Here is a 24,635-nt window from a genome sequence, read left to right on the forward strand (position 1 = left end):
ATAAGTTTTCATAATTATGCTCCACTTCCAACCAGCCCTTGTGTACCAAGATATACAGCTTTTTCATCAAAATGGTCTGTATAATCAATGAGATAGGATACAGAACCAATATTGTTCAAAAAGAAAACAAAAGGCATAGGTGTATCAGTATTATGGAAAGCTATTTAGTATATCCTCTACAAAAAGATTTATTTTTGAATTAAAATCCATTCTTATTTTACTATGAGTTAAATAGCGAAAAGATAAAGTTTTCGCCAACTCTCTTAATTCCCTTACCTTTAAATCCAGTAGGTTATCTTGCTTCATATCTCCCCCTATAAAACCGATTTTTTATTTTCAAACCGAAAAAATCATTAACATTACTTATATAACATAACAAAAATAAACCAATAAAGAAACAATCAACAGAACCATCAAATGCCATATAGATAAATCCACTCGAATAACGAGTGGATTTTCACATAAATAAATAGATTAAAATAATTAAACCAAGATACGCAGCATACGACGCAGAGGCTCTGCTGCTCCCCACAACAATTGGTCACCTACAGTAAAAGCAGATAAATACTCTGAGCCCATATTCAGCTTACGTAAACGTCCTACAGGAGTATTCAAAGTTCCCGTTACGGCAGCCGGGGTTAATTCGCGCATACTCAATTCGCGATCATTTGGAATAACACGAACCCAGTCATTATGCGCAGCCAGTAATTGCTCAATTTCAGGAATCGAAATATCTTTTTTCAATTTCAGAGTAAATGCCTGACTGTGGCAACGCAAAGCACCAATACGCACACACAACCCATCCACAGTAATGATGTTATTACCGGTATTCAAAATCTTGTTGGTTTCTGCCTGCCCTTTCCACTCTTCACGGCTTTGGCCATTATCAAGTTGTTTATCAATCCACGGAATCAAACTACCAGCCAACGGCACGCCAAATTGCTCAGTTGACATAACTCCACTACGGGTGAAATCCGTTACTTTTCTTTCAATATCCAGAATAGCCGATGCCGGATCTTGCAACTCTTTTGCTACCTGAGTATGTAGAGATCCCATCTGAACCAGCAATTCCCGCATATGACGAGCACCAGCACCAGAAGCCGCCTGATAAGTTGCAACAGAAACCCATTCAACTAAATCATTAGCAAATAAGCCGCCTAAAGACATCAACATTAGGCTAACGGTACAATTACCACCAACAAAAGTTTTTATGCCTTTATTAAGACCTTGCTGAATATGCGTATGGTTAACTGGATCAAGAATAATAATGGAATCAGCATTCATACGCAGCGCTGACGCTGCATCAATCCAATATCCCTGCCAACCCGTTGCCCTTAACTTTGGATAAATCTCATTAGTATAATCTCCCCCCTGGCAGCTAATAATAATATCCAAAACACCAAGAGCTTCGATATCGAAAGCATTCTGTAACGTACCTTGCTGACCAGTGAAATCAGGTGCTGGCTGTCCGTATTGTGATGTCGTGAAGAATACCGGACGAATAACATCAAAATCCTGCTCTTCAATCATACGCTGCATTAATACTGAGCCGACCATACCGCGCCAGCCGATAAAGCCCACATTTTTCATCATTATTGTCCTACTTTGGTGAGTGTTGATCAGTGATTCTGATTACATCAAAACTGACAAAATATGACCAGGGACGCAAGTGAATTTATTAACTAATTCACAAGATATTTAGCAACGTAGCTAGCAGCAAGATATATAACAAATCGAGCATCCAAGTAAAAAGCCACCTGTTTGGTGGCAAATATTTACCATTAACTTTTAATTTTCAAGTCACATTCAATTGAGTTTTAGTTTTTTCTTTGGGATGCGGCTTAACACTTATTACTTCACCAGGTTTGGAAATAAAGCGAACAAACGTTTCATGGCTGACGAAAGTTGCACCACAATTGATATTTTGGCATTGATTATAACGTTCTTTTGTATGGCAGGAATGCTCAAAGCTGCTGCGTGCATGAGCCGCTTTACCACAAAGAGGACACTTGATCATATTTTCTTACCCTTAACTAAAACATGAACTCTCATAATGTGAACAATATAGCAATGAGATCTCACTTAAAGAACAATTATTTCATGTCGAGATCATCAATTTTTAATTCCAGAGTCAGTGCTGTTGTAAAACCACCACCAGATCCATTCACCGTGTGAGTGACTGTCGTTAATGTCCATTCGGCAGCATCTATTTCTGGTTTAAAGCCGGTAACTTTGATTGGTATTTCAGGGTAGAGATCTGCACGCCCCTGAGCCAGTTGAATCGAAAACGTCGCTGCTCCGCGTTGTATTTTTTCCCAGGCAACCTTGGCAGCACGTTTAGCACTGGCTTCATCAGCATAAATACGGGAAAGTTCTAATACATTATCTTTGCTACCTACTAAATAAGAGGTTAATTTATCAGCATTTTTCTGACTTTTTCGCTCAACGGTTAAGGTATGTTTTTTCTCCGGTTTACGGACATCCAACCAGTTTGCTACCACGCCAGTATAAGACTCTCGGTCGGATAGCGTAAAATTGTGGTTGTCACCTGACCGACGTGTAATCACTAATGCAGGGATAACCGCACCACTGGCTGTTTTATTCTGTCCCTGCCGAATAAATATCAACTTACCATTTTTTACTGAAGCAATTGCCCCTTCTTGCCTTGCCAAGCGCGTAAGAAAACTACCATCTGACTCATTCGTCTGATCAATATGATTAATAAATATCTTCGCAATATCCTGATGTAAATCAGCGGTAAGGTTATTTCTAGCAGCGATAGTATGGACAATATCACCTATTGTTTTCTGATGATAAGACTCTTCACGTCTCATATTGAGAGATTCACGGAAATCAGCACTACGGGCACGAATTGTTAATTTGTCCGGCGCTCCACTGTGACCAATTTCATCCACAGTAAAACGCCCTTTACTAATCAGTGGCTGATCACGCCATCCCAACGCCAATGAAATTACATTACCTCTGGAAGGTAGCACCAAACTTCCATCTGCATCATCCAGTTCAATATCAAGCTGGTCGGCTTCAAAGCCACGATTATCTGTCATTGTTAGTGATATCAGGCGCGATTGAATGCGCCCGCTGATATCTTTATTGTCAATTTCCAAAAGAAATGCCGGTGCACTGCCTTTTTCGGAACCTCTGCCAAATTCAGATGTCATGGCAACACCTCTCTGACTCTATCTGACAAATTGTCTGTAAGCATAGAGAATTGTTCCTGAAGATCACCGAACATTTCACTTAGAGAACTATCCACTCGCCGTAATGTCAATGTGAAATCAATTTTGCGGGCAGAACCATTCGACATAAATTCAGTTTTCGTCTGGTCGATACTCTCAATGACAAACATACCGTAAACCGTGCCACTGCCATCTATAAAGGACCAAGCTTTACCGCTATCAGCCATCACTTGTAGTACCGTCAATGATAAACGACCACCGGTAATTTCTGGATATAACGAACCGGAAAGTGTCATTGTGTCGTTATCCGGCCCCAGAAATTGCCAGGCAGGCCGCATCCCGATACGGCTGTTAAAAGCATGCCGCCATGACTGCTGATGTTGCATACTCTGGTATGGTGTGGTTTTCAACATAAAAACAAATAAACCCAGTGCAGCCATCATAATTAGAATTCTCCTCTATCAGAGAATGAACTGCGTAAACGCGCCTGCTGTTTACGTTCCCGATCATCCAATTCGCGCCTAACCGCTGCTGCAATATCCTGCGCAGATTGCCCCGGTGCACCATAGATATTTATATGATAGACCGGTGATTCACTGCGGTACTCTACCATCTGACGTTTGTCCGCTTTCTTTTCCTGAATCTGAGGATAAGCATGAACCGGTAAGCTCTGAACATGCAATGGTGCGGTTCTGGCTGCGGTAGAAGGCGCCATTACGCTCAAAGAAAATGCCGCAGCGGCAGCAAGTTTAGCAGTCTGTCGGCGGCTAATAACATTAACAGGGCCAGTGACAATTTCTGGTCCATATTCACCAACAATACCAAATCGGCCAGCCGGAATAATTCCCCCCTTGTCATGTTTGGGCAGAACCGAACTAACATTAGGACTCACATTATTACTGGCGTCTTTTGAAATATCCTCCTTTGACCGCATCCAGTCAGGGAGATACTCAGACAATGAAGTCAGTTTATTTTTCAGGGCTTCCCATTTTTCATTAATCCCCTCCAATAAACTGTTAACTATCGCTGTGCCAACCTCTTTAAATTTACTTGACAGATTCATTACGTCAGTAATAATTTCATTCCATTTATCCGAAATCGATATTTTAATATTCTCCCAGATATCCAACGTGTTCTGCTTAACTAATTCCCAGGCATTACTGATATTAGTTTTAATACTTTCCCAGGTTTGCAAAACACTTTGTTTAATGGATTCCCATTTCTCACTTAGGCTAATTTTAATATTTTCCCAAAGCTGAGAAAATTTCGGCCCCAATGTTTCCCAGTTTTGCCAAATATAAACAGCTGCCATCGCAATGACACCAATAATGGCGAGGATTGGGTTAGCCATCATCAAACGACCGACGATCATCATAGTGCTACCCAACATTTTCAGAGCATTCCCGACTAATCCGAGCGCCCTCACACCAGTACTACCAAAGAAAGTAAGACTATATTTCGCTACAGCTAATGGAAGCAATATCGAAGCGATCGCCTGTGCCAATGCGCCAAACACAGTTAACATGCCTCCGACCACCACCGTAATAGTCGCAAGCGTTGCAGCCAAGCGTGGGTTGGCTTCCATCCATTCACTGACTTTATTGACTACATTTGTTACTTGCTGAGTGACTTCTCTTGCAGGACCTTCTACGCCAGAAAACATCTGAACGCCCAGATTACTCCAAGCGGCATTGAGTTTTTGGATATCACCGGTGAGATTATTCGTCACTACAGATGCAACTTTTTGGGATTCACCTTGAACATTTTTTAGTCCAGCGATAAAAGTTTGCAATCCTCCCTGCCCTGCCTGATTTACCAATATATCCAAAGCAGGAGCAGCGTTTTCACCACCAATTGCGGTGAAATAACTCGTACGTTGTTTACCGTTCATTGAACGGGTTTTATCATCTAGTTCAACGAGAATATCAGGTAATTGCCGTAAATTACCTTTAGCATCACGAGTTTTAATATCTAGTTGTTTCAATGCGGCGGCAGCAGCTTTAGGTGGTTCAGCCAACCGACTTAGTACATTGCTCAAAGCCTCTCCAGCTTCACTTCCCTTAATATTGGCATCACTTAGCTTTCTTGTAGCAGCCGCAACGGTTTCAATATCAATCCCCAAAGAAGTGGCCGCTGGAGCGGCAGATTTCATGGTGTCACCCAATCCCGCCAACGTTGTTTTTGAGCCAATAAACGTTGCCGTCAAAACATCACTAACATGCCCCATCTCTTCGGATTGTAATTTAAACCCTTCCAGTACATTAGTACTAATATCAACCACATTGGCGAAATCTGTACCGCTTGCCTGAGACATTAATACCGCACCAGGCATCACATTCTTTATCTGGTCAGGAGAATACCCCTTGGAGGCATACAGGCTCTGTCCCTGTGCAATCTGACTGGCCGGAATCCCTGTACTTTTGCTCAACTCACGACTTTGGTTAAGCAACATGGCGTATTCAGGAGAATTTTTTTCAATATTGGTTTGTGCCTGAATTTTAGACATTTGAACATTAAGATCATAACCCGGCATCAGAAAGTTTTTACTGGTTGTCAGTATGTTGCTACCGGCTGATTTTGCACTAGCACCATATTGGCTAACGCGGTCACGAAGCTCTTTGATTTTGCTATAACGACCTTCACCGCGATCTTCTTCCTTTTTGTTACTGGTATGCGCAGTTTCCTTCGCATATTCAGGAGCAGAATAAGGTTTAATTGCTTCATAAGTCTGATTTAATCGCTTGAATTCATCGCGATTTTGCCGGAGAGAATCCGCCAACCTTTTATTATTTCGCTGGGCAGATTTCAAGGCGCTGGTCAGCTTATTAACGGACTGTATTACCAATTTAAGCTGTGACTGTGTATTACTCATTTTCTGCACCACTTCGTAAGATGGCCCGATGTCGCCAGTCCAGTAATTCCGGTAGTGACATTTCATCTGTCACTGCCGGAGACCAGTGGAAAACGGTGGCAATATCTGCCACCAATTCATCTACGGTTAGTCGGTCTGGAAACCGGACTTCGCCGACTTCGGTAACAAAAAATTGACCACCTCAACACTGAGATTAATCAGATCGCCGGGTGTCATTGACAACAGGTCGCTTTTAGTGAGCGCTGGTGTGGTAACACGTGGCAAAACCAATATCATTGAATCCACATCCATCTCCAGCAAAGCCTGTAGCCGAGCACCCCGCAGCGCGCCACTGTTCGGTTTGCGCACCACCACTTCAGTGATGTTGCTACTACCACGTGCAAGCGGTTCTTCTAATACGATTGTGCGCTGCTCGTCGTTTTGAGTAATTAGTGTTTCTGTCATGGTTCAACCTTGTTTATCCGATTAGATTAAAGACCCATAGCGCGACGGTGATCTGCCAAGCGATCCTCACCATTAACGACTTCAACCATGTTAACGGTATCCACTTCGATCAGAACTTCACCGTCCCATGTCAATTTAAAATAGGTGTTTTTAGCGCTGATTTTGGTCTGAGTATTATCTCCTTGCTTATAAGTACCGTGGTCAAATTCATGGAAACGGCCACGCATCACGATTTCAACAGCAATCACATCGCTGGTATCATCGCGCTGGCAGGAGCCCGCAAAGCGCAACATCACGCCATCGGCTTTGGTCAGACCCCATTGCCGATAATGTTGAGCTTCCATACCTCCCAGAGTAAATTCAACGTCCAATGCACCTTCATCCAAGCCTAAGTCCACGGTTGCGCTACCGTTCATACCACCGCCACGATAGGTTTCCAGTTTACGACTCAGCTTAGGCAGAGTAAGTTCTTCCACGATTCCCTGATAACTATTGCCATCATTAAATAAGTTCAGGAATTTAAGTTTGCGAGGTAATGCCATCTGTGTCCCCTTAGCCGTTTATGCTTTTCGCGAAATCCATCAGGTAACGATCTGTAATACGCTGGCGTAACATCATGTTTTCCAGTGGTGGTACAGGTGTATAGTCGTAATCGAGGGTCAATTTGCCCGCTTTCAAGGTGTCTTTATCATTGGCGTTTTCGTCATACCAACACTGACCGTCAATAATGTAACCCCCAGATTTCAGTTCGCGGAACTTAGCATTGATACCTTCGATAATGTCTCGTACCAGTGAAGGAGTCAGTGGTTTATCGATCGCCCACATATGTGCTTCTGCCATAGTGTCAGCTAATACTTGGGCAGTACGAGTGTAACTTTCGAACTGGAACAATGGGTCATCTGCGCAGGTACGGGAACCCCAGAAACGGAAGCCGTTCTTACGGATAAGTGTCGTAATACCATTTTGGTTTAGCAGGCCTGAATCTGTTGCTGGATCTTGAAGATCCCAGAAGACGTCTGCTGAAAGACCGGTCACACCATTGACACCGATGTTGGACAGTGTTTTGTGCCAACCTGTTTCTTCATCAATTTTTGCACGCAAACCCAATGCACGAGCTGTAGCGTAGGCGATAGTTTCTTTATTAGAAACAGTATCCCAACTTAAAAAATCAGGCCAAATCAACATCAGTTCTCGTTGACTGAAGTTTTTGCGATATTCGATAACTTCTGAGATAGTCTTACTGCCATAGGCACTGATATAAGCCATTGCTCTCAGTTTCTGCGCGATACTCGCCAACTCAACAGCAACAGCTTTTGTATCCAGCCCAGGGACTCCCAGAATACGAGGCTTCACACCTAATTGGCTTTGTGCTGCCAACAGTGCCTGTATACCGGTTTTCTTACCTTCATTAGTTGTAGTACCAATGATGTTGCTGGTAGTTTGTTCTTCCGTTTCACCTTGTGCTACACGGACAACAACAGTAACGGGTTTAGACTGGTCTGAGATAGCTTTGAGTGCCTGAGGCAATGTACCGGTTTTACCAGCTTTGCCAATGGCGAGTGAAACATCAGTAATCAAGACCGGAGTGTTTAGTGGAAAAGTTTTTTCGTCTGCTTCAGGACCAGTACAGACCATACCAACAATAGCGGTGCTAACTGTAGTGATGGTACGCGTGCCCTCGTTAATTTCCTGTACACGGACGCCGTGATGATAATCTTGTGCCATATTAGCGGTTCTCCTGTTAAGGTGTCCCGCTATGTTGAAGTATCCGAATTATTAAATCATTCGATGGGAAATGTGTGGGAGATGATACAAATCAGGTTGGTTAATTTATTATTTTTTCTAATAATTTAACTACTTGTACTTTATTGCGTGTGGAAAAGGAAATCTCTACAAATCAATATCTGTTTCTTCTGGCGTGAACTTTTAGCTCTGTTCATTGATTATTTTTTCACAGATTTTCCCTACAAAAATAGATGATAATTTATACATATCAACGCATTTTTTCATAAACCACCGTTCTGGTCATTTATTGGCACCTAAATATAGCCAATCTTTGCCATATATACCCCCCGCTTAGTACCAATACGAGACTATTCTGTTGGAAATTTCACGGATTAGTGAGTTTTGAAAAATCTTCCTATGGTGGAAGCTCATTATGATTCAATGAATGTGGATGTAAGACACTTATTTCAGTGATTGTGGCGCCAGTGATCTTTATATTGTAATAACGTTCTTGAGCACCATTTGAGTTAGTTCGGTAAAAATCAATAGAGCATTCAAGAGACTCATTCTCAGAAATAGCAACACCGAGTAATGGTGATGATTTGTCGATAGGTTTTTGGATAATAATGGGTTGATGATCAACATTTTGAGCCCGTGTTATCGCATGGCTTAAGCTATAAACTAATATCTGATCAAGATGGTTTGCTTGATATTTATTACCAATAGAATCAACAGAAGAACATCCAGCCGATATTAACCCCTGTTTTTTTCCCTTTATTGTCATGTAAATCATGTCAGCCATATTATACCCCCAGATTATATTTAAGTGATGTTTTACAGAAACATTAAATAAATTACACTTTATTGGTTATAAATAACAGATAAAAAAAACGCCCATAGAGAATTAATATGAGCGCTTTTTAAATTGATAATAATATCAACTAGATATCAATGTTGGCTGCTTTCAGGGCATTTTCTTCAATAAACGCTCGCCGAGGTTCAACAGCATCACCCATCAGAGTTGTGAATAGTTGGTCAGTTGCAATGGCATCTTTTACTGTCACACGCATCATGCGGCGAGTTTCCGGGTTCATGGTCGTTTCCCATAACTGTTCAGGGTTCATTTCTCCCAAACCTTTATAACGCTGTATAGACAACCCACGGCGTGACTCTTTAGTCAACCAGTTTAGCGCTTGTTCAAAGCTGCTAACTGGTTGGCGGCGTTCACCACGTTCGATGTACGCGTCTTCTTCGATCAAGTTGCGAAGTTTGTCGCCTAATAGAGTGATACGGTGATATTCGCCACCGTGGACAAAATCGAAGTCCAATAGATAATCAGTATCAACACCATGTGTACGAACACACAGCACCGGTTCGTACATTTGGCGCTCACGATTTTCATGGAGGCGATAACTGTAGCTGCTGCCGTTTTGTTCACTGTCATTCAGACGGATGACCAGCATTTCAATCCATTCTTCAACTTTCGCCTTATCAGACAATACTTCTTCGGTCAGTTTCGGATGATAAATTAGGCTATTCAATAAACTTAGCGGATACAGACGTTCCATGCGTTTAATGATTTTTTGAACACCATTAAATTCGGTCACCAATTTTTCCAGCAGTTCGCCTCTCAAGGCTGGCGCGTGTTCATTGGTGTAAAGTGAAGCGCCATCTAGTGCAATGGATAGTTGGTACTCATCCATTGCTTCATCATCTTTAATATATTGTTCTTGTTTGCCTTTTTTGACTTTATACAACGGTGGTTGAGCAATAAACACATGACCACGTTCAATGATTTCTGGCATTTGACGATAGAAGAAAGTCAGCAATAGGGTACGAATATGAGAACCATCGACGTCCGCATCCGTCATGATGATAATGCTGTGGTAACGTAGCTTATCTGGGTTATATTCGTCACGGCCAATACCGCAGCCCAATGCAGTGATCAGGGTTGCTACTTCCTGAGAAGAGAGCATTTTATCGAAACGTGCTTTTTCGACATTCAGGATTTTGCCTTTTAGCGGCAAAATTGCCTGATTTTTACGGTTCCGTCCCTGTTTTGCCGAGCCACCCGCAGAGTCCCCTTCCACTAAGTAGAGTTCAGAGAGTGCTGGATCACGTTCCTGACAATCTGCCAGTTTGCCTGGCAGCCCAGCCAGATCAAGAGCGCCTTTACGACGTGTCATTTCACGCGCTTTACGGGCTGCTTCACGAGCGCGAGCAGCATCAATAATTTTACTGACAACGGTTTTAGCGTCGTTTGGATTTTCCAATAAGTATTCCACCAGCTTCTCATTCATCAGCGTTTCAACCGCAGTTTTCACTTCGGAGGAGACGAGTTTGTCTTTAGTCTGAGAAGAGAATTTTGGATCAGGCACTTTAACGGAAATAACAGCAACTAAACCTTCCCGGGCATCATCACCAGTGGCGCTGACTTTGGATTTCTTATTGTACCCTTCTTTATCCATGTAACTATTAAGGGTACGTGTCATCGCAGTACGGAAGCCAACTAAGTGAGTTCCCCCATCGCGTTGTGGGATATTATTGGTAAAGCAGTAAATATTTTCCTGGAAACCATCATTCCATTGCATTGAAATTTCAACGCCGATGCCATCTTTTTCTGTAGAAAAATAGAAAACATTTGGATGAATGGGTGTTTTGTTTTTATTTAGGAACTCAACAAACGCTTTAATTCCACCTTCATAATGGAAGTGGTCTTCTATATTAGTGTGCTTATCAATAAGACGGATGGATACACCGGAATTCAGGAAGGATAGTTCACGCAGGCGTTTAGCCAGAATGTCGTGCTGGAATTCTGTGTTATTACTGAAAGTATCCATGCTCGGCCAGAAGCGGACACGGGTACCTGTTTGTTCAGTTTCTCCAACGACTTTCAGTGGGCTTTGTGGCACACCAAGGTGATAAGTCTGTTCATGAACTTTACCGTCACGGCGGATAACCAACTCCAGCTTTTCAGACAAGGCGTTAACAACAGAAACCCCTACGCCATGTAAACCGCCGGAGACCTTATAAGAGTTATCATCGAATTTACCCCCCGCATGCAGCACCGTCATAATAACTTCAGCTGCTGAAACACCTTCTTCTTCGTGTATACCGGTAGGAATACCGCGGCCATCATCCTGTACGGAGACTGAGTTATCAGCATGGATAGTGACGATAACTTCACTACAGTGGCCTGCGAGGGCTTCGTCGATAGCGTTGTCGACAACCTCGAAGACCATGTGGTGTAAGCCGGTACCATCGTCTGTATCACCGATATACATGCCCGGACGTTTACGAACCGCATCCAGCCCTTTTAATACCTTGATACTTGAGGAGTCATATGTATTCGACATCAACGTTTCTCGCTCATTTTTAATCCTATGGTTGAACCTCTATTTTGCCATTTTCCACGCGAAACATCTTGCTATTTCCATCAAGCATGTCTGTTATTTGGTCAGGATTTATCGCACTGACAAATACCTGAGCTTGCGTGGATTTTAGACGAGCGGCCAGCAACTGACGGCGGCCGGCATCCAGTTCGGAGGCAAAATCATCAAGCAGATACAGACATTGTTGTCCGCTCTGTCGGGTGAAATATTCACCCTGTGCTAGCCGCAGTGCGCACATCAGTAACTTTAATTGACCGCGGGATAGCATATCTTCTACTGGCGTTCCTTCTGCACGAATGCGCAGATCTGCCTTATGTGGGCCGGAAGCTGTATAGGTTAACGTTCTGTCACGCTCAAATTGGCGCTCCAGTAATTCAGCATAATCACTCTCTTTGTCCCATCCTTGTTGAAAAGAGAAACTTAATGTAAATTCGGGTAAAAACTGCTTACAGGTATTCGTGATATCCTGAGTGATGTTTGTAACATATTCACCACGCCACTGATTTATTTGGTTAGCGAGTGGTACCAATTCCTGATCCCAAGGCCGTATCTGGCTGTAGCGGGTAACTTGTCGTAGTGCTGCATTGCGTTGTTTGAGTAGCCGTTTTAAGTTTACCCATGCAGAAAAAAAGCGTGGCTCATTGTGAAAGCATCCCCAGTCAATAAAAGCCCGTCGATACTTTGGCCCGCCATTTAACAGGGTAAACCCTTCTGGAGTAATAAGCTGCATAGGTAACATCTTGGCCAATTCTGCAATTTTACAGCCATCACTACCATCAATTCTAACTTTACTGTCGCCATTACGGTTTTTACTCAGACCGATAGACCGTTCCCGCTCATTCTCCTGTTGTCCTAACCGCCCATGTAGAACGAACTCATCGCAGTCATGACGGATTACCCGTCCCGCCTGAATACTACGAAAAGAGCGCCCGTGACCCAGCGTATAAATCGCTTCCAGTACGCTGGTTTTGCCGCTGCCATTAGATCCAACCAGAAAGTTAAATCCGGTAGCTAGAGGCAAATCAGCGGCGGCGATATTACGAAAACCGCGGATAAGTAAACGCGTGAGAGTCATATACCTGAAATAAAAATCCGGTTACAGGCGCATTGGCATCACGACATAAGCCGCATTGTGGTTTGCACAGTCTTCTATCTGAACACTGGAAATAGCATCAGTCAGTAGTAAACGGACCTCTTCACATCTTAGTGTATTGAGAACATCTAGCACGTAACTGACATTAAAGCCTATTTCCATTTCAGCACCTTGATAGCTGACATCTACAATCTCTTCGGCTTCTTCCTGTTCAGGGTTATTTGCTGTGATTTTTAGCTGGTTTTCACTGAAATAAAGGCGAACTCCGCGAAATTTCTCATTAGAGAGAATAGCTGCGCGTGAAAAAGCCTGTTTCAGCATATCGCAATTAGCTTCCAGAGTTTTATCCGGGTTCTTTGGTAATACGCGACGATAATCAGGAAAACGTCCATCCACCAATTTAGAGGTGAAAATAAAGTCGCCAACGTGGGCACGAATATTGTTACTGCCAATTTGTAACTGTAGCGGAGTATCGCCACCATCCAGCAATCTCATTAGTTCAATAACGCCTTTACGTGGCACGATGACCGAATGGGAAGGCAGCTTTTGACCAATTCCCATAGAACAGACTGCCAGACGGTGACCATCCGTTGCAACTGTACGCAGCTCTTCTCCTTCGGTTTCAAACAACATACCGTTGAGGTAATAGCGGACATCCTGGTGAGCCATTGAGAATTGAGTTGATTCAATAAGGCGCTTCAGTGTGGCTTGTGGCAGTGAAAACTCCACCTCACTTTGCCAGTCATCAAGATTTGGAAAATCAGAAGCGGGCAATGTGGAAAGTGAGAAACGGCTGCGACCAGAACGCACCAATAGGCGGTCGCCATCCAGTTCTACACTGATCTCGGCCCCATCTGGCAAACCTCGCCAGATATCAAAGAATTTACGTGCCGGTACCGTGGTTGCACCTTCTTCGTGTGGCAATGAAAGCGTGACTCTTGCCATCATTTCCATTTCTAAATCTGTGCCGGTCAGCAACAGGGAACCTTCTGTAACCTGTAGTAATAAATTACCAAGAATAGGCAGAGTAGGACGCCCACTCAGCGGGCTACTGACCTGTTGCAGTGGTTTTAACAATTGCTCACGTTCAATGATAAATTTCATAGCACTAGGAAGACAATGTTCTGATTAAGTTAGAAAAATCCTCTTTGATGTCGTGACTTTCTTCACGCAGTTGCTCGATTTTACGACAAGCATGCAGCACAGTTGTGTGGTCACGTCCACCAAAGGCATCCCCGATTTCAGGCAAGCTGTGGTTGGTTAACTCTTTTGCCAGCGCCATTGCCATTTGCCTTGGACGGGCAACGGAACGGGAGCGCCGTTTGGAAAGTAAATCGGCCACCTTGATTTTATAATACTCAGCGACTGTTTTCTGAATATTATCAATGGTAACCAGTTTTTCTTGCAGTGCTAACAGATCACGTAATGCTTCACGGACAAAATCAATAGTAATCGCTCGGCCAGTAAAATTGGCATTTGCTATTACCCTGTTCAATGCCCCTTCAAGCTCACGGACATTAGAACGCAGACGTTTGGCTATAAAGAAAGCAACTTCTCCTGGTAACTGGATTTCGTTTTCGTCTGCCTTTTTCATCAAAATAGCGACACGGGTTTCGAGTTCCGGTGGTTCAATTGCGACGGTTAGCCCCCAGCCAAAACGGGATTTTAACCGATCTTCTACCCCATTGATCTCTTTTGGGTAGCGATCTGATGTCAGAATAATCTGTTGATTACCTTCCAGTAATGCATTGAATGTGTGGAAGAACTCTTCTTGAGAGCGTTCTTTATTGGCAAAAAACTGAATATCATCGATCAGTAATGCGTCGACAGAGCGGTAATAGCGTTTGAACTCTTCTATTGCATTATTTTGTAATGCCTTGACCATATCCTGAACAAAACGTTCAGAATGCATATAGACCACCTTGGCATTTGCCTTACGTGCCATAATACTGTTACCTACGGCATGTAATAGGTGGGTTTTACCCAAACCCGTACCACCATAAAGAAATAGTGGGTTATAGGCACCGCCGGGATTATCAGCTACCTGTCTTGCAGCAGCACGAGCAAGTTGGTTGGATTTACCTTCAACAAAGTTATCAAAAGTATGTTTTTGGTTAACATTAGAGCGATAAGAGAGCTCTGGTTGTACCGTAGTGTTATCCCAACTGGGGCGTACTGATGCGCTCTGTGGTGCAGGTGTAACTGGCGTATGAGCAACAACCCTTTGTGGTGGGCTATCGTTTTTGGAAACGGGTTTATTGCCAACTTCGAAACGTAATAATGGTACTTCTGCTCCACAGAAGTCATTCAACAATCCATTGATATTGTTGATATACTTCTCTCTTACCCAGTCCAGAACGAACCGATTTGGGGCATAAAGTGCCAGAGTGTTACCACTTAGCTCTGCCTGAAGGGGGCGTATCCACATACTGAATTCTGTGGCAGGTAATTCATCCTGCAATCGGGCAAGACATTGCTGCCAAAGCGAAAGTGACACGGTGGACTCCCCTAAAACAAGGCCAATTAACAATTAAAGAAATCGGAGTGGTTAGCTCATTATATTGGGTACAAAACAACGACTCCTCTATGGCGAGGAAGGATCAATTGTTATGTATATGGCGATTTTTAATGTCATCGCTCCCCCATGATCCGAGGATAAGATCCAAATCATGGCTTGGGATCATAGCGCAAAAGACGATATAGATCTTCATTCTTTTACACAGTTTAAGCGCTTTTTATCCACAGGATAAAATTGTGTGTGAAATAAAGGGCTGTAAAGGGGTTGTAGTGGAATTATGGAGGATGCCAAATGCAGATCGAGAATAAGCCGATATTCAAAATAAAATCGGACCAAGGATCATAACAAAAAACGAAGATCTGCCAGTGATCGTTGCGCTTTGTTCAGTAGTCCGTATAATATTGCACCCTATGTGCGATACCAGAGTTTTTACCGATAATGTTTGGTGAAGGGTCTGGTGTACACATGGGCCAGAGTGTTGGTAAACATCCAACTCAGTAGAAAAGCCGGCCAACTTTGTGTTATGTAAATTGACTCAGGGCTGTACATTTTATTACAATCCCGCTTCTTTTATATTGATGTTGCGATTGAGGCATCGGTGTCTATTTCTCACTGGCTGCCAACGCATTTACTGAATCAGTAATAATCTTAAGTTAGGTAGAAATCGCTATGAAACGCACTTTCCAACCATCCGTACTGAAGCGTAACCGTTCTCATGGTTTCCGCGCTCGTATGGCTACCAAAAATGGTCGTCAGGTTCTGGCTCGCCGTCGTGCAAAAGGCCGTACTCGTCTGACCGTTTCTAAGTAATAAAGCTAACCATCTAGTGGTTAAGCTCGCTTTTCCGAGGGAGTTACGCTTGTTAACTCCCAAGCATTTTACTTATGTTTTCCAGCAACCCCAACGGGCAAGTTCGCCAGAGATTACTATCCTTGGTCGCCCGAACGAGCTGGGGCATCCCCGTATCGGTCTTACTATAGCCAAGAAAAATGTTAAACGTGCTCATGAGCGTAACCGGATTAAGCGGTTAGCCCGTGAAAGCTTCCGTTTAAACCAACATAACTTGCCTCCTATGGATTTTGTGGTATTGGTTAGGAAAGGCGTTGCTGAGCTTGATAACCGTGCGTTAACGGAGTCGTTGGGTAAATTATGGCGTCGTCACTGTCGTTTGGCTCGCGTTTCCTGATCGCATTAATCCGGGGATATCAGTTGGTAATAAGCCCGCTGTTGGGGCCTCGTTGTCGCTTTAATCCTACATGCTCTCAATATGGCATTGAGGCATTATGCCGATTTGGGGTGATAAAAGGCTGTTGGTTAACGGTGAAACGCGTATTAAAATGCCACCCTTTACATGAAGGTGGTGATGATCCTGTCCCACCGGTAAAAAACAACGATAACAGAGAACACTAACGATGGATTCGCAACGTAATCTTCTTCTCATCGCTTTGCTGTTCGTTTCTTTCTTGGTCTGGCAAGCATGGGAAGCAGATAAAAATCCGCAGCCAACGACAGTACAGGCCACGCAACAAACGGATATGCCGAGCAGTGAGAATCAAGCTGTACCAGGCAGTGGAAAAGGTAAACTTATCACGGTTAAAACTGATGTGCTCTCTTTGACCATCAATACTCGTGGCGGTGATATCGAAGAGGCTGACCTGTTAGCCTATCCTGATACCCTGGGTTCAAGCCAGCCCTTCAAGTTGTTGGAAACAACATCTGCTTTCACTTATCAAGCGCAAAGCGGATTGACGGGGAAAGATGGCCCAGATAACCCGATGAATAGTGAGCGCCCGCTGTATACCGCAGCACAGGATAGCTATGCATTGGCTGACGGACAGGATGAATTGCGTATCCCGATGAATTTCGTCACTAAAAATGGCATTGTTTACGTCAAAACATTTGTCCTGAAACGTGGTGAATACGCGATTAGTGTGGATTACCATATTCATAACACGACAGAAAAACCGTTACAGATGACCTTTTTTGGTCAGTTGAAACAGAGTGTTGAACTACCAAAGCATCGTGATACAGGCAGCAGTAACTTTGCCCTGCATACTTACCGTGGTGCAGCCTATTCTTCAGATGATACCAAATACAAAAAATACAGCTTTAGCGATATTGAAGGTGAATCTTTGTCCGTGACCACCAAAGGTGGCTGGATTGCCATGTTGCAACAATATTTTGCTACCGCGTGGGTTCCTGTGGCTAATGAAACCAGCACTTTTTACACTGCCGCATTAGGTAAAGAGATGGCTGCGATTGGCTATAAGAGTGCACCAATCTCTGTTGCTGCTAACAGTGAAAAAAAGGTCTCTTCTACACTGTGGATTGGTCCGGAAATTCAAGATGAAATGGCCGCTGTAGCACCTCATCTGGATCTGTCCGTAGACTACGGTTGGTTGTGGTTTATCTCTCAGCCATTATTTAAGCTGTTGAAGTTCCTGCATGGTTTTATTGGTAACTGGGGCTTCTCCATCATTGTTATCACCTTTATTGTGCGTGGTATCATGTACCCGCTGACCAAAGCACAATACACTTCAATGGCGAAAATGCGTTTGTTACAGCCTAAATTGGCGGCTATGCGCGAGCGTATTGGTGATGATAAACAGCGTATGAGCCAGGAAATGATGGCATTGTATAAAGCAGAGAAAGTGAACCCACTGGGTGGCTGTTTGCCTCTGTTGATTCAAATGCCAATCTTCCTTGCTTTATATTACATGTTGATGGGTTCTGTTGAATTACGTCATGCGCCATTTGCTGGCTGGATTAATGATTTGTCTGCACAAGATCCTTATTACATCCTGCCGTTGCTGATGGGTGTAACCATGTTCATTATCCAGAAAATGTCTCCGACAACAATTACTGATCCGATGCAACAGAAGATTATGACCTATATGCCAGTCATATTTACCATATTCTTCCTGTGGTTCCCATCAGGTCTGGTTCTGTACTATATCATCAGTAACTTGGTGACAATTATTCAGCAGCAATTAATTTATCGTGGGCTGGAAAAACGCGGTTTGCATAGTCGCGAGAAAAAGCCAGCGAAATAAAACATATACCCTATGGATTTCAAGATGCATCGCGTCGGCAAGGGAGCGAATCCCCGGGAGCATAGATAACGATGTGACTGGGGTGAGTGAGCGCAGCCAACAAAGAGGCAACTCGAAAGATGACGGGTATAGCTTCAGCCAGAATATGCTGGCCGTTGTCACGGGAAAGGCGGTCATTGACCGCCTTAACTATTTGAGTTAAAAAGCAATTTGAGCGAAAAAGTCAATAGAGAGATAACCATGAATACCACGGATACGATTGTTGCTCAGGCTACCCCACCAGGACGAGGAGGGGTTGGCATTTTGCGTGTTTCCGGCCCGAAAGCTGCACAGGTAGCTGAGGTGGTATTAGATAAATTACCCAAACCTCGTTATGCAGATTATCTGCCATTTCGTGATGTAGATGGTCAGATACTTGATCAGGGGATTGCTATTTACTTTCCGGGACCCAATTCATTTACCGGAGAAGATGTACTGGAGCTTCAAGGGCATGGTGGGCCGGTTATTCTCGATTTGCTACTTAAACGTATTCTGACTCTGCCAGGTGTGCGAATCGCTAATCCTGGTGAGTTTTCTGAACGCGCTTTTCTTAATGACAAACTGGATTTAGCTCAGGCGGAAGCCATTGCTGACCTGATCGATGCCAGTTCGGAGCAGGCTGCCCGTTCAGCGATGAATTCCTTACAGGGCGCTTTTTCGACTCAAGTTCACCAGATGGTGGAAGCACTTACTCACTTACGAATCTATGTAGAAGCGGCTATTGATTTTCCAGATGAAGAGATTGATTTCCTTTCTGATGGGAAAATCGAGGCCAAATTGGCTGAAGTGATGGCTGAGCTTGGGCGTGTACGTGCTCAGGCTCATCAGGGCAGCCTTTTACGTGAAGGGATGAAAGTTGTTATTGCCGGTCGCCCTAATGCAGGGAAGTCCAGTCTACTTAATGCATTAGCAGGCCGTGAAGCGGCGATTGTGACGGATATTGCAGGCACGACTCGTGATGTGCTGCGTGAACATATCCATATTGACGGTATGCCGTTGCATATTATTGATACCGCAGGTTTGCGTGAAGCCAGTGATGAAGTTGAGCGTATTGGTATTGAGCGTGCTTGGCAGGAAATTGAGCAGGCTGATCGTGTACTGTTTATGGTAGATAGCACGACAACGAACGCGGTTGAACCTGTGGAAATCTGGCCTGAATTTATGGCTCGTCTGCCTAAATCGCTCCCTATCACAGTCGTTCGTAATAAGACAGATATGACTGATGAAGAGACAAGTATTGCAGAAGTAAGTGGTTACTCGCTGGTTAGACTTTCTGCCCGTAGTGGTGAAGGCATCGATTTATTGCGTGATCATCTGAAAGAGACGATGGGTTTTAGCAGTAATACCGAAGGTGGTTTCTTGGCTCGTCGTCGCCATTTACAAGCATTAAATACCGCAGCGGAACATTTACAACAGGGCTATGAACAATTGGTGGTTGCCCGTTCGGGTGAATTGCTGGCAGAAGAGCTGCGTCTGGCGCAGCAGGCATTGAGTGAGATCACGGGTGAATTTACTTCCGATGATCTGCTAGGACGGATTTTTTCGAGTTTTTGTATTGGTAAGTGAAGTGGTCATTTTTAAAGTGTAACGCTTCAAAACCCATTTACTTCGCTTTGATCCGTTTTACCGGAATTCCATCGCGCATTGCAAAGTCGTTTTCCGATTGCTTTTAAAAAAATGGCGCTGTTTTAAAAGCGCCAAATACAGTGCGGTATACGCTGTTCCAACAGCCACAACATCTGTTACCGGAACAAGATTGTTTTTAAATGATCGTCTGTCAAATCAAACTCAGGATCTTTACCTGTTAACGCTTTCGTTAGTGGCATAATTTTGGTCCTCACACCCATTCCTCGGTAATCGACATAGCCATAATCACGTAATACTTCCATAACAATGATATTTCTGGGTGAACGCTGTCCTGCTTTCATTTTTTCTACCGTCATGGAGTTTGGTAAAGAGCCTGGGCTAATGACTTCAAGCCGGTCAGAATAACTAGATACCTCAATTTCAACAAAACGTGTCCAATCGCGGTGCGCCAGCGCATTGACCAATGCTTCTCTAACGGCCTCAAGTGGATAAAACCACCGTGTCTCTCGCCTTAACTCTTCATTCACCTGATCAGACTCTTGAGAAATAAAGGGACTCATAGCCTCCATGAATCTTTCAATAACGCCACCATCGACTAGCCGTTTATCACCATTTTCAAGATCCCAGCGCCCGACCATTGGGCCATCAATGATGTCATCCAATGCAGCTTGGTATTCCTTATCTTCACCATGAAATACCATGACCCGTAAACCCGCTTGTTTGAGATAGCGTCTCGGGCTTTTACCAAATAACACCAAGCCAGCTATTGTGCAGCAAACATTGCCTGCGGCTTCGGTTAAAAAACCCAGTCCAAGTAGCCTTGCTTGCCATTCATCAGGCGTTTTAGGTACATCGGGATCTCGTAAGATATCCTTTACATAATTGGTTAGGCGAGCGTCATCCAAACAACTCATATCTGTACGAGGCACAGGCATTACTTCGGTATGCAGTATTCCACCCAATTCAAACAATCGTATCTGCTGCTCTCTAGTTGCTAGCCTCGATGTTGTCCCAATACGAATATAGATTTCCTCTTTTCCGCTATGGCGAACGATGTAGGGCTTCGAAATGCCGATGGGAAAGCTAACGACAGCAACCAGTTTGCCATCATCCAATTTCACTTCTTCGTAAAACGGCAGCATCATCGGATGAATTTTGCCCTGAAAGACATTCATAACCCACTCTTCAAGATCATGCCTTTGCACGCCACTAATAGTGCCGTCATCTTCCACACCTAGCAGTACCCGTCCCCCTTGAAAGTTGGCCATGGCAACAACTTCTTTGGCTAACTGCTCAGGACGTATATCATCTCGCTTAAACTCCACACCTGAATTTTCGCCATTGGCAATAATTTCCAACAATTCTGTTTTTAACATCGTTCTCTCCCAAGGAAGTAAAGCATTTAGTTAAAGCCGTACTTTTCACGGCGTTGATTAAACGCACTCTTACCACCTTCCAATATATCTGCCGCTAGTTTTTGCACTTTTGGCATATCGATCGCACCCTGCTGTTCTGGTAGGATCAACCCTTTGTTATCTTCCACACTCAGCACACCAATCCATTCCGCATCACCAAATACCGGAATATTGGCGTTGTGGGTTGCGAACAAGAACTGTCGGCTCAGCTTGGCTCTGCGCAGCTCAGCAACTATACGCTCAGCGATAAAGGCGTTATCAAGGTTATCCTCCGGCTGATCAAGGATAAGCGGATCTTGGTTGTCCAATAGCAATAGGTGTAAAATCGCCGTACATTGTTGGCCGGTCGATAGTTCCCCAATTGGGCGGAAAACGGCCTCCCGTTCACCGTGAGTTATATTCAGCTCAATCGCTATTGTATCGGGAAGCAGCAACTCTTCTAGCTCAAGCAGTTTACGCTCAGGCAAACGGCTTAACGCTCGTACAACGGAATTAGATATACCGAAATTAGAGGTTAATTCAGCCTCACCTTGGCGAATAGTGGCAGCAAGATTAGCTGGTGTGAACTCACCCTCTAAAACCCACGCTAGTCTTGCCTGCCCAACACCTTCCAAATTGCAATCACTCAGGAAATTCACTAATTCTTGGCGGTTACCTTTAGAATTCAGGCTAAGGCGTACCTTTTGATCCAACTTGCGAGTGAGCCGTTTAACCGATTTCTGCATGGTGCTAGCACGTGTACTGGTCTGCTGATCTAACTCAAGCAATAGTTTCTTCCGCTGACTATAGAGCTCGTTGAGTTGGGTTTGTCGGTTTTGCAAGGCAGTTTCTTTTGGGCGAATCTGTTCAATTTGCTTTAGTAAGGTTTGATATTCAGCACCAATCTGCCGACCCGTTTTACCCTGACTTGTAGGTATGTCTTTAAACGCATTTTCAAGTTGTTGTTCTTCCGCTCGCAACCTTTCCGACAGTTGTTGCTGTAGAGGAAGTAAATCACTCAAGGCTTTACTGGAGAGCTCCTCAACCTGGATTAAACATTGAGTTAAAGAATTCTTTAACATTTCCAAAACTTGACGCTTTTGTTTTAAAAGATCTAAGTGTGGCAATCCTTCTAAGCTGGCATCGCTTAAAAATACCGTATCTGGCAAACTGTCTTTTAAGATGTTGATAGCTTCTTTCACTTGAGTAATTTCTTCATTAACTCTTCCACTCAGTTGTTTTTCCTTTTCCAGCTTTGGAATCACTTTCAACTTTTCATCAATACCCAGCGCTTGGAGTTGTTTAGCCTGATCCAATAACTTGGGTAAGCGCTCAACTTCTGCCTCAACATCTGCTTTTTGGCTAAGCGCACGAATAATGGTTTCACGATTATCCTTAAGGCTCATTAGCACTTTGACTATGGCCTTCTCAAACTGTTCGTGCTCACTTTCCAAGAATCGTTTAATAAGTAGGTTTCGGCTTTGCTCATCCCGAGTCATTTCATAAATTTCATTCTGACCGTACAGCTCAACGCCAGGCAGTAAATCTTCGGGGTGATAAGGTGAAATTCTGCCGTTTTCATTCACCACTGGCTGGTTTCCATATTTGCGGCTCACCGTAAATATGCGGCCATGCATGGTTGCAGAGCGAACACTTACTTCAACCATACCTTTTTCGATACCTAAGTTATTTTTTACAATAGCGTCATGCTGAGCTTTCGATGCTTTACCAAAAGGTTCTAAACCAAAAGCATAGCGAATACACTCCAGCAGGGTTGATTTGCCCGTACCTCTACCACCAATCACCGCGTTTAAGTGATCTGATAATTCAATATCCATACCATCAAGATAGCCACCGACAAAACGAATACGTTCGATAGCTGACGCATAGTTTTCCGGTTTGTCTGAATTTAGCCGCACTCTGGAGCCAGCATCTAAAAAAGCTTGCTTGAAAGAAGTGAAACAGGGCTTGGTCATTTTAATTAAACAAGAAGCGCCATCAGCTTTAATAGCTTCAGGCTTCGCCACATCAGCGGCATTGATGGCAGCCATTTCCCGTTCGCGGCGATAGTTATCATCCTTATTCAGGAAAACTTTACGATAAAAGTCGCTCTCTACACCCTTTAAGTCCTCAACTGAACCTGGGATCTGAGCAGCCAACAGCCCATTATGTTGCCAAATATGATTCATCCGCCGCTTTAACACGCCATCATCATTGGTACAGTGGGCCGCGAAAATGAAACCACCCTGAGCGTTTACGTAATTAATAATATCCGTAGCAGATTTCTGCACTGGGGCTTCCGGCTGGTTTATATCCACACCCAATGCCCCCAAATGCATTTTTATCTGATCAGCTGACTCTGATTCATCAAACAAGCAAACGAAGTGAATTTTCTCACTAGAGGCAACTTCGAAGCCGGGAAACACCACGATTCCATATTGTGCAAAGAGATCTCTGATCTTTTCAAAACCATTCACCGACCCATGATCAGCTAGGCCAATGACTTTAATTTCCATCTCTAGCGCAGCATTTAACAATTGCTGGTTATAGTCATCTTCAGAAAGCGCCTGTTGCTGCCCCCGATATTTTATGTAGCCTGAAGAATTTACCTGCAATGCACACTTGAAAAAGCGTGCTTTAGCGTACTTATTGGTCTGAATAGTCATACTTATACTCCACTTATACAGGCATATTCATCGTTCAGGCTTTGGTAATTTACATCGACAAAATTGTCTTAAAGCAGATCCGTATTAAGTCCTGCGGTTTTCAAACGCTGCGTCAAATTGCGCATTTTACTGAACTCAGTGCCAAAACTTTGGGTAAGCCCAACACCTTCACAAAAGTCTTTAGCTGTAATGTTCTTCAGCTCATCGGAATACTTAATCATTTGTAGATGCAGCTCAGCCGTGTACTGATTGCGTGGCGCATTCGCTAAAACCTGCTTGATCCTTTCGTAAATATCTTGTTCGTTTATCATAACCTTTACCATCGAACATCTAGCTAATTTAGCTAAATTAGCTAATTTATATGCGTACTGCAAGAAAGACTGTAGTTGCGTTGGTAAACGTTCTAGACTATTTGCAAATAGAATGAATATCTGTGCATGTTGATCGCAAGTATTCATCTGATAACAGTTGGATAATGCGGTTGCCTCAGGAAGATTTTTGCCAAACGCAATTGCAGCCACCTATCATCTTATCGAACAGATTAAAACAGAGTGTCAATCCTCAACAGGGAAACTTGATCCAGTTCCCAACAATTCAGAAAAATTAAAGAAAAAATAGCTAAGTCCGATAAAATATGAAATAAAATTTCAATAAG

Annotated in this window: 23 protein-coding genes and 1 pseudogene; 6 read left to right on the forward strand and 18 right to left on the reverse strand. The window is 43.6% G+C overall.

What is annotated here, in order from left to right:
* Positions 1–150 precede the first annotated feature (150 nt).
* The 15 genes and pseudogenes from LGZ98_RS18720 to dnaA all read right to left on the reverse strand — a co-directional run bounded on the left by LGZ98_RS18720 (position 151) and on the right by dnaA (position 15,220).
* Positions 151–306 carry a hypothetical protein gene (locus LGZ98_RS18720; RefSeq protein ID WP_158536527.1) on the reverse strand — a complete coding sequence of 52 codons (156 nt, stop codon included), beginning with the start codon at positions 304–306 and terminating at the stop codon, positions 151–153.
* A 177-nt stretch (positions 307–483) separates the two neighbouring features.
* A complete protein-coding gene (gene asd / locus LGZ98_RS18725; RefSeq protein ID WP_228902761.1) occupies positions 484–1,590 on the reverse strand; it encodes an aspartate-semialdehyde dehydrogenase in 1,107 nt (368 codons plus the stop codon).
* 205 nt (positions 1,591–1,795) lie between these two features.
* Positions 1,796–2,017 (reverse strand): ogr/Delta-like zinc finger family protein, encoded by a 222-nt coding sequence (locus LGZ98_RS18730; RefSeq protein ID WP_011144421.1) that lies wholly within the window; start codon positions 2,015–2,017, stop codon positions 1,796–1,798.
* A gap of 76 nt (positions 2,018–2,093) precedes the next feature.
* Complete coding sequence (locus LGZ98_RS18735; protein ID WP_228902759.1) at positions 2,094–3,179, reverse strand: phage late control D family protein; 1,086 nt, start codon at positions 3,177–3,179, stop codon at positions 2,094–2,096.
* Positions 3,176–3,640 (reverse strand): phage tail protein, encoded by a 465-nt coding sequence (locus tag LGZ98_RS18740; RefSeq protein WP_112878681.1) that lies wholly within the window; start codon positions 3,638–3,640, stop codon positions 3,176–3,178. The genes LGZ98_RS18735 and LGZ98_RS18740 overlap by 4 nt, the downstream gene beginning before the upstream one ends.
* A gap of 2 nt (positions 3,641–3,642) precedes the next feature.
* Complete coding sequence (locus LGZ98_RS18745; RefSeq protein WP_262978388.1) at positions 3,643–6,069, reverse strand: phage tail tape measure protein; 2,427 nt, start codon at positions 6,067–6,069, stop codon at positions 3,643–3,645.
* Positions 6,062–6,181 carry a GpE family phage tail protein gene (locus tag LGZ98_RS18750; RefSeq protein ID WP_011144425.1) on the reverse strand — a complete coding sequence of 40 codons (120 nt, stop codon included), beginning with the start codon at positions 6,179–6,181 and terminating at the stop codon, positions 6,062–6,064. Before LGZ98_RS18750 ends, LGZ98_RS18745 begins: the two co-directional genes overlap by 8 nt.
* A gap of 14 nt (positions 6,182–6,195) precedes the next feature.
* On the reverse strand, positions 6,196–6,513 hold the full coding sequence (locus LGZ98_RS18755) for a phage tail assembly protein (protein WP_011144426.1): 318 nt from the start codon (positions 6,511–6,513) through the stop codon (positions 6,196–6,198).
* A 26-nt stretch (positions 6,514–6,539) separates the two neighbouring features.
* A complete protein-coding gene (locus LGZ98_RS18760) occupies positions 6,540–7,055 on the reverse strand; it encodes a phage major tail tube protein (RefSeq protein ID WP_036782412.1) in 516 nt (171 codons plus the stop codon).
* A 10-nt stretch (positions 7,056–7,065) separates the two neighbouring features.
* On the reverse strand, positions 7,066–8,238 hold the full coding sequence (locus tag LGZ98_RS18765) for a phage tail sheath protein (protein ID WP_036782415.1): 1,173 nt from the start codon (positions 8,236–8,238) through the stop codon (positions 7,066–7,068).
* A gap of 418 nt (positions 8,239–8,656) precedes the next feature.
* A pseudogene (locus LGZ98_RS18770) lies at positions 8,657–9,040 on the reverse strand (Hcp family type VI secretion system effector); the annotation flags it as partial.
* Between the two features lie 139 nt (positions 9,041–9,179).
* A complete protein-coding gene (gene gyrB / locus LGZ98_RS18775) occupies positions 9,180–11,594 on the reverse strand; it encodes a DNA topoisomerase (ATP-hydrolyzing) subunit B (protein WP_113041851.1) in 2,415 nt (804 codons plus the stop codon).
* A gap of 25 nt (positions 11,595–11,619) precedes the next feature.
* On the reverse strand, positions 11,620–12,705 hold the full coding sequence (recF, locus tag LGZ98_RS18780; protein WP_113041850.1) for a DNA replication/repair protein RecF: 1,086 nt from the start codon (positions 12,703–12,705) through the stop codon (positions 11,620–11,622).
* 21 nt (positions 12,706–12,726) lie between these two features.
* Positions 12,727–13,827, reverse strand: coding sequence for a DNA polymerase III subunit beta (dnaN, locus tag LGZ98_RS18785; protein ID WP_112879278.1), 1,101 nt, complete (start codon positions 13,825–13,827; stop codon positions 12,727–12,729).
* 4 nt (positions 13,828–13,831) lie between these two features.
* The gene (dnaA, locus tag LGZ98_RS18790; RefSeq protein ID WP_113041849.1) at positions 13,832–15,220 is read right to left on the reverse strand and encodes a chromosomal replication initiator protein DnaA; all 1,389 of its coding nucleotides are present in this window, start codon (positions 15,218–15,220) and stop codon (positions 13,832–13,834) included.
* Positions 15,221–15,910: 690 nt separating this feature from the next.
* On the opposite strand from dnaA, the gene rpmH reads away from it, so the two are divergent.
* The 6 genes from rpmH to mnmE are packed head-to-tail and all read left to right on the forward strand — an operon-like array spanning position 15,911 to position 19,899.
* Positions 15,911–16,051 carry a 50S ribosomal protein L34 gene (gene rpmH / locus LGZ98_RS18795; RefSeq protein ID WP_004093983.1) on the forward strand — a complete coding sequence of 47 codons (141 nt, stop codon included), beginning with the start codon at positions 15,911–15,913 and terminating at the stop codon, positions 16,049–16,051.
* 16 nt (positions 16,052–16,067) lie between these two features.
* Positions 16,068–16,427 carry a ribonuclease P protein component gene (gene rnpA, locus LGZ98_RS18800; protein WP_113041848.1) on the forward strand — a complete coding sequence of 120 codons (360 nt, stop codon included), beginning with the start codon at positions 16,068–16,070 and terminating at the stop codon, positions 16,425–16,427.
* Positions 16,391–16,651 (forward strand): membrane protein insertion efficiency factor YidD, encoded by a 261-nt coding sequence (gene yidD / locus LGZ98_RS18805; RefSeq protein ID WP_112879275.1) that lies wholly within the window; start codon positions 16,391–16,393, stop codon positions 16,649–16,651. Before rnpA ends, yidD begins: the two co-directional genes overlap by 37 nt.
* 2 nt (positions 16,652–16,653) lie before the next feature.
* Positions 16,654–18,294 (forward strand): membrane protein insertase YidC, encoded by a 1,641-nt coding sequence (yidC, locus tag LGZ98_RS18810; RefSeq protein WP_113041847.1) that lies wholly within the window; start codon positions 16,654–16,656, stop codon positions 18,292–18,294.
* Entirely contained in the window at positions 18,242–18,496 is a 255-nt protein-coding gene (locus tag LGZ98_RS18815; protein ID WP_146748075.1) for a hypothetical protein, read from the forward strand. Before yidC ends, LGZ98_RS18815 begins: the two co-directional genes overlap by 53 nt.
* 38 nt (positions 18,497–18,534) lie before the next feature.
* On the forward strand, positions 18,535–19,899 hold the full coding sequence (gene mnmE, locus LGZ98_RS18820; protein WP_262978389.1) for a tRNA uridine-5-carboxymethylaminomethyl(34) synthesis GTPase MnmE: 1,365 nt from the start codon (positions 18,535–18,537) through the stop codon (positions 19,897–19,899).
* A 176-nt stretch (positions 19,900–20,075) separates the two neighbouring features.
* Here mnmE and LGZ98_RS18825 read toward each other — a convergent pair whose 3' ends face one another.
* The 3 genes from LGZ98_RS18825 to LGZ98_RS18835 form a co-directional block, all read right to left on the reverse strand.
* Complete coding sequence (locus LGZ98_RS18825) at positions 20,076–21,296, reverse strand: RNA/DNA-binding domain-containing protein (protein WP_113041845.1); 1,221 nt, start codon at positions 21,294–21,296, stop codon at positions 20,076–20,078.
* Between the two features lie 26 nt (positions 21,297–21,322).
* On the reverse strand, positions 21,323–23,980 hold the full coding sequence (locus LGZ98_RS18830; protein WP_262978390.1) for a TrlF family AAA-like ATPase: 2,658 nt from the start codon (positions 23,978–23,980) through the stop codon (positions 21,323–21,325).
* A gap of 68 nt (positions 23,981–24,048) precedes the next feature.
* Positions 24,049–24,288 carry an HTH-like domain-containing protein gene (locus LGZ98_RS18835; protein WP_262978391.1) on the reverse strand — a complete coding sequence of 80 codons (240 nt, stop codon included), beginning with the start codon at positions 24,286–24,288 and terminating at the stop codon, positions 24,049–24,051.
* Positions 24,289–24,635 lie beyond the last annotated feature (347 nt).

Source organism: Photorhabdus kayaii, assembly GCF_025384895.1.
In the GTDB taxonomy this organism is placed as follows: Bacteria; Pseudomonadota; Gammaproteobacteria; order Enterobacterales; family Enterobacteriaceae; genus Photorhabdus; species Photorhabdus kayaii.

What these genes read in the sequence shown, in the direction of transcription:
- LGZ98_RS18745 (WP_262978388.1), bottom strand. Translation starts at nt 6,069, where the DNA reads ATGAGTAATACACAGTCACAGCTTAAATTGGTAATACAGTCCGTTAAT.
- LGZ98_RS18760 (WP_036782412.1), bottom strand. Translation starts at nt 7,055, where the DNA reads ATGGCATTACCTCGCAAACTTAAATTCCTGAACTTATTTAATGATGGC.
- asd (WP_228902761.1), bottom strand. Translation starts at nt 1,590, where the DNA reads ATGAAAAATGTGGGCTTTATCGGCTGGCGCGGTATGGTCGGCTCAGTA.
- rpmH (WP_004093983.1), top strand. Translation starts at nt 15,911, where the DNA reads ATGAAACGCACTTTCCAACCATCCGTACTGAAGCGTAACCGTTCTCAT.
- yidD (WP_112879275.1), top strand. Translation starts at nt 16,391, where the DNA reads ATGGCGTCGTCACTGTCGTTTGGCTCGCGTTTCCTGATCGCATTAATC.
- gyrB (WP_113041851.1), bottom strand. Translation starts at nt 11,594, where the DNA reads ATGTCGAATACATATGACTCCTCAAGTATCAAGGTATTAAAAGGGCTG.
- dnaN (WP_112879278.1), bottom strand. Translation starts at nt 13,827, where the DNA reads ATGAAATTTATCATTGAACGTGAGCAATTGTTAAAACCACTGCAACAG.
- LGZ98_RS18765 (WP_036782415.1), bottom strand. Translation starts at nt 8,238, where the DNA reads ATGGCACAAGATTATCATCACGGCGTCCGTGTACAGGAAATTAACGAG.
- LGZ98_RS18825 (WP_113041845.1), bottom strand. Translation starts at nt 21,296, where the DNA reads ATGTTAAAAACAGAATTGTTGGAAATTATTGCCAATGGCGAAAATTCA.
- LGZ98_RS18720 (WP_158536527.1), bottom strand. Translation starts at nt 306, where the DNA reads ATGAAGCAAGATAACCTACTGGATTTAAAGGTAAGGGAATTAAGAGAG.
- LGZ98_RS18740 (WP_112878681.1), bottom strand. Translation starts at nt 3,640, where the DNA reads ATGATGGCTGCACTGGGTTTATTTGTTTTTATGTTGAAAACCACACCA.
- recF (WP_113041850.1), bottom strand. Translation starts at nt 12,705, where the DNA reads ATGACTCTCACGCGTTTACTTATCCGCGGTTTTCGTAATATCGCCGCC.
- yidC (WP_113041847.1), top strand. Translation starts at nt 16,654, where the DNA reads ATGGATTCGCAACGTAATCTTCTTCTCATCGCTTTGCTGTTCGTTTCT.
- LGZ98_RS18830 (WP_262978390.1), bottom strand. Translation starts at nt 23,980, where the DNA reads ATGACTATTCAGACCAATAAGTACGCTAAAGCACGCTTTTTCAAGTGT.
- LGZ98_RS18755 (WP_011144426.1), bottom strand. Translation starts at nt 6,513, where the DNA reads ATGACAGAAACACTAATTACTCAAAACGACGAGCAGCGCACAATCGTA.
- LGZ98_RS18730 (WP_011144421.1), bottom strand. Translation starts at nt 2,017, where the DNA reads ATGATCAAGTGTCCTCTTTGTGGTAAAGCGGCTCATGCACGCAGCAGC.
- LGZ98_RS18735 (WP_228902759.1), bottom strand. Translation starts at nt 3,179, where the DNA reads ATGACATCTGAATTTGGCAGAGGTTCCGAAAAAGGCAGTGCACCGGCA.
- mnmE (WP_262978389.1), top strand. Translation starts at nt 18,535, where the DNA reads ATGAATACCACGGATACGATTGTTGCTCAGGCTACCCCACCAGGACGA.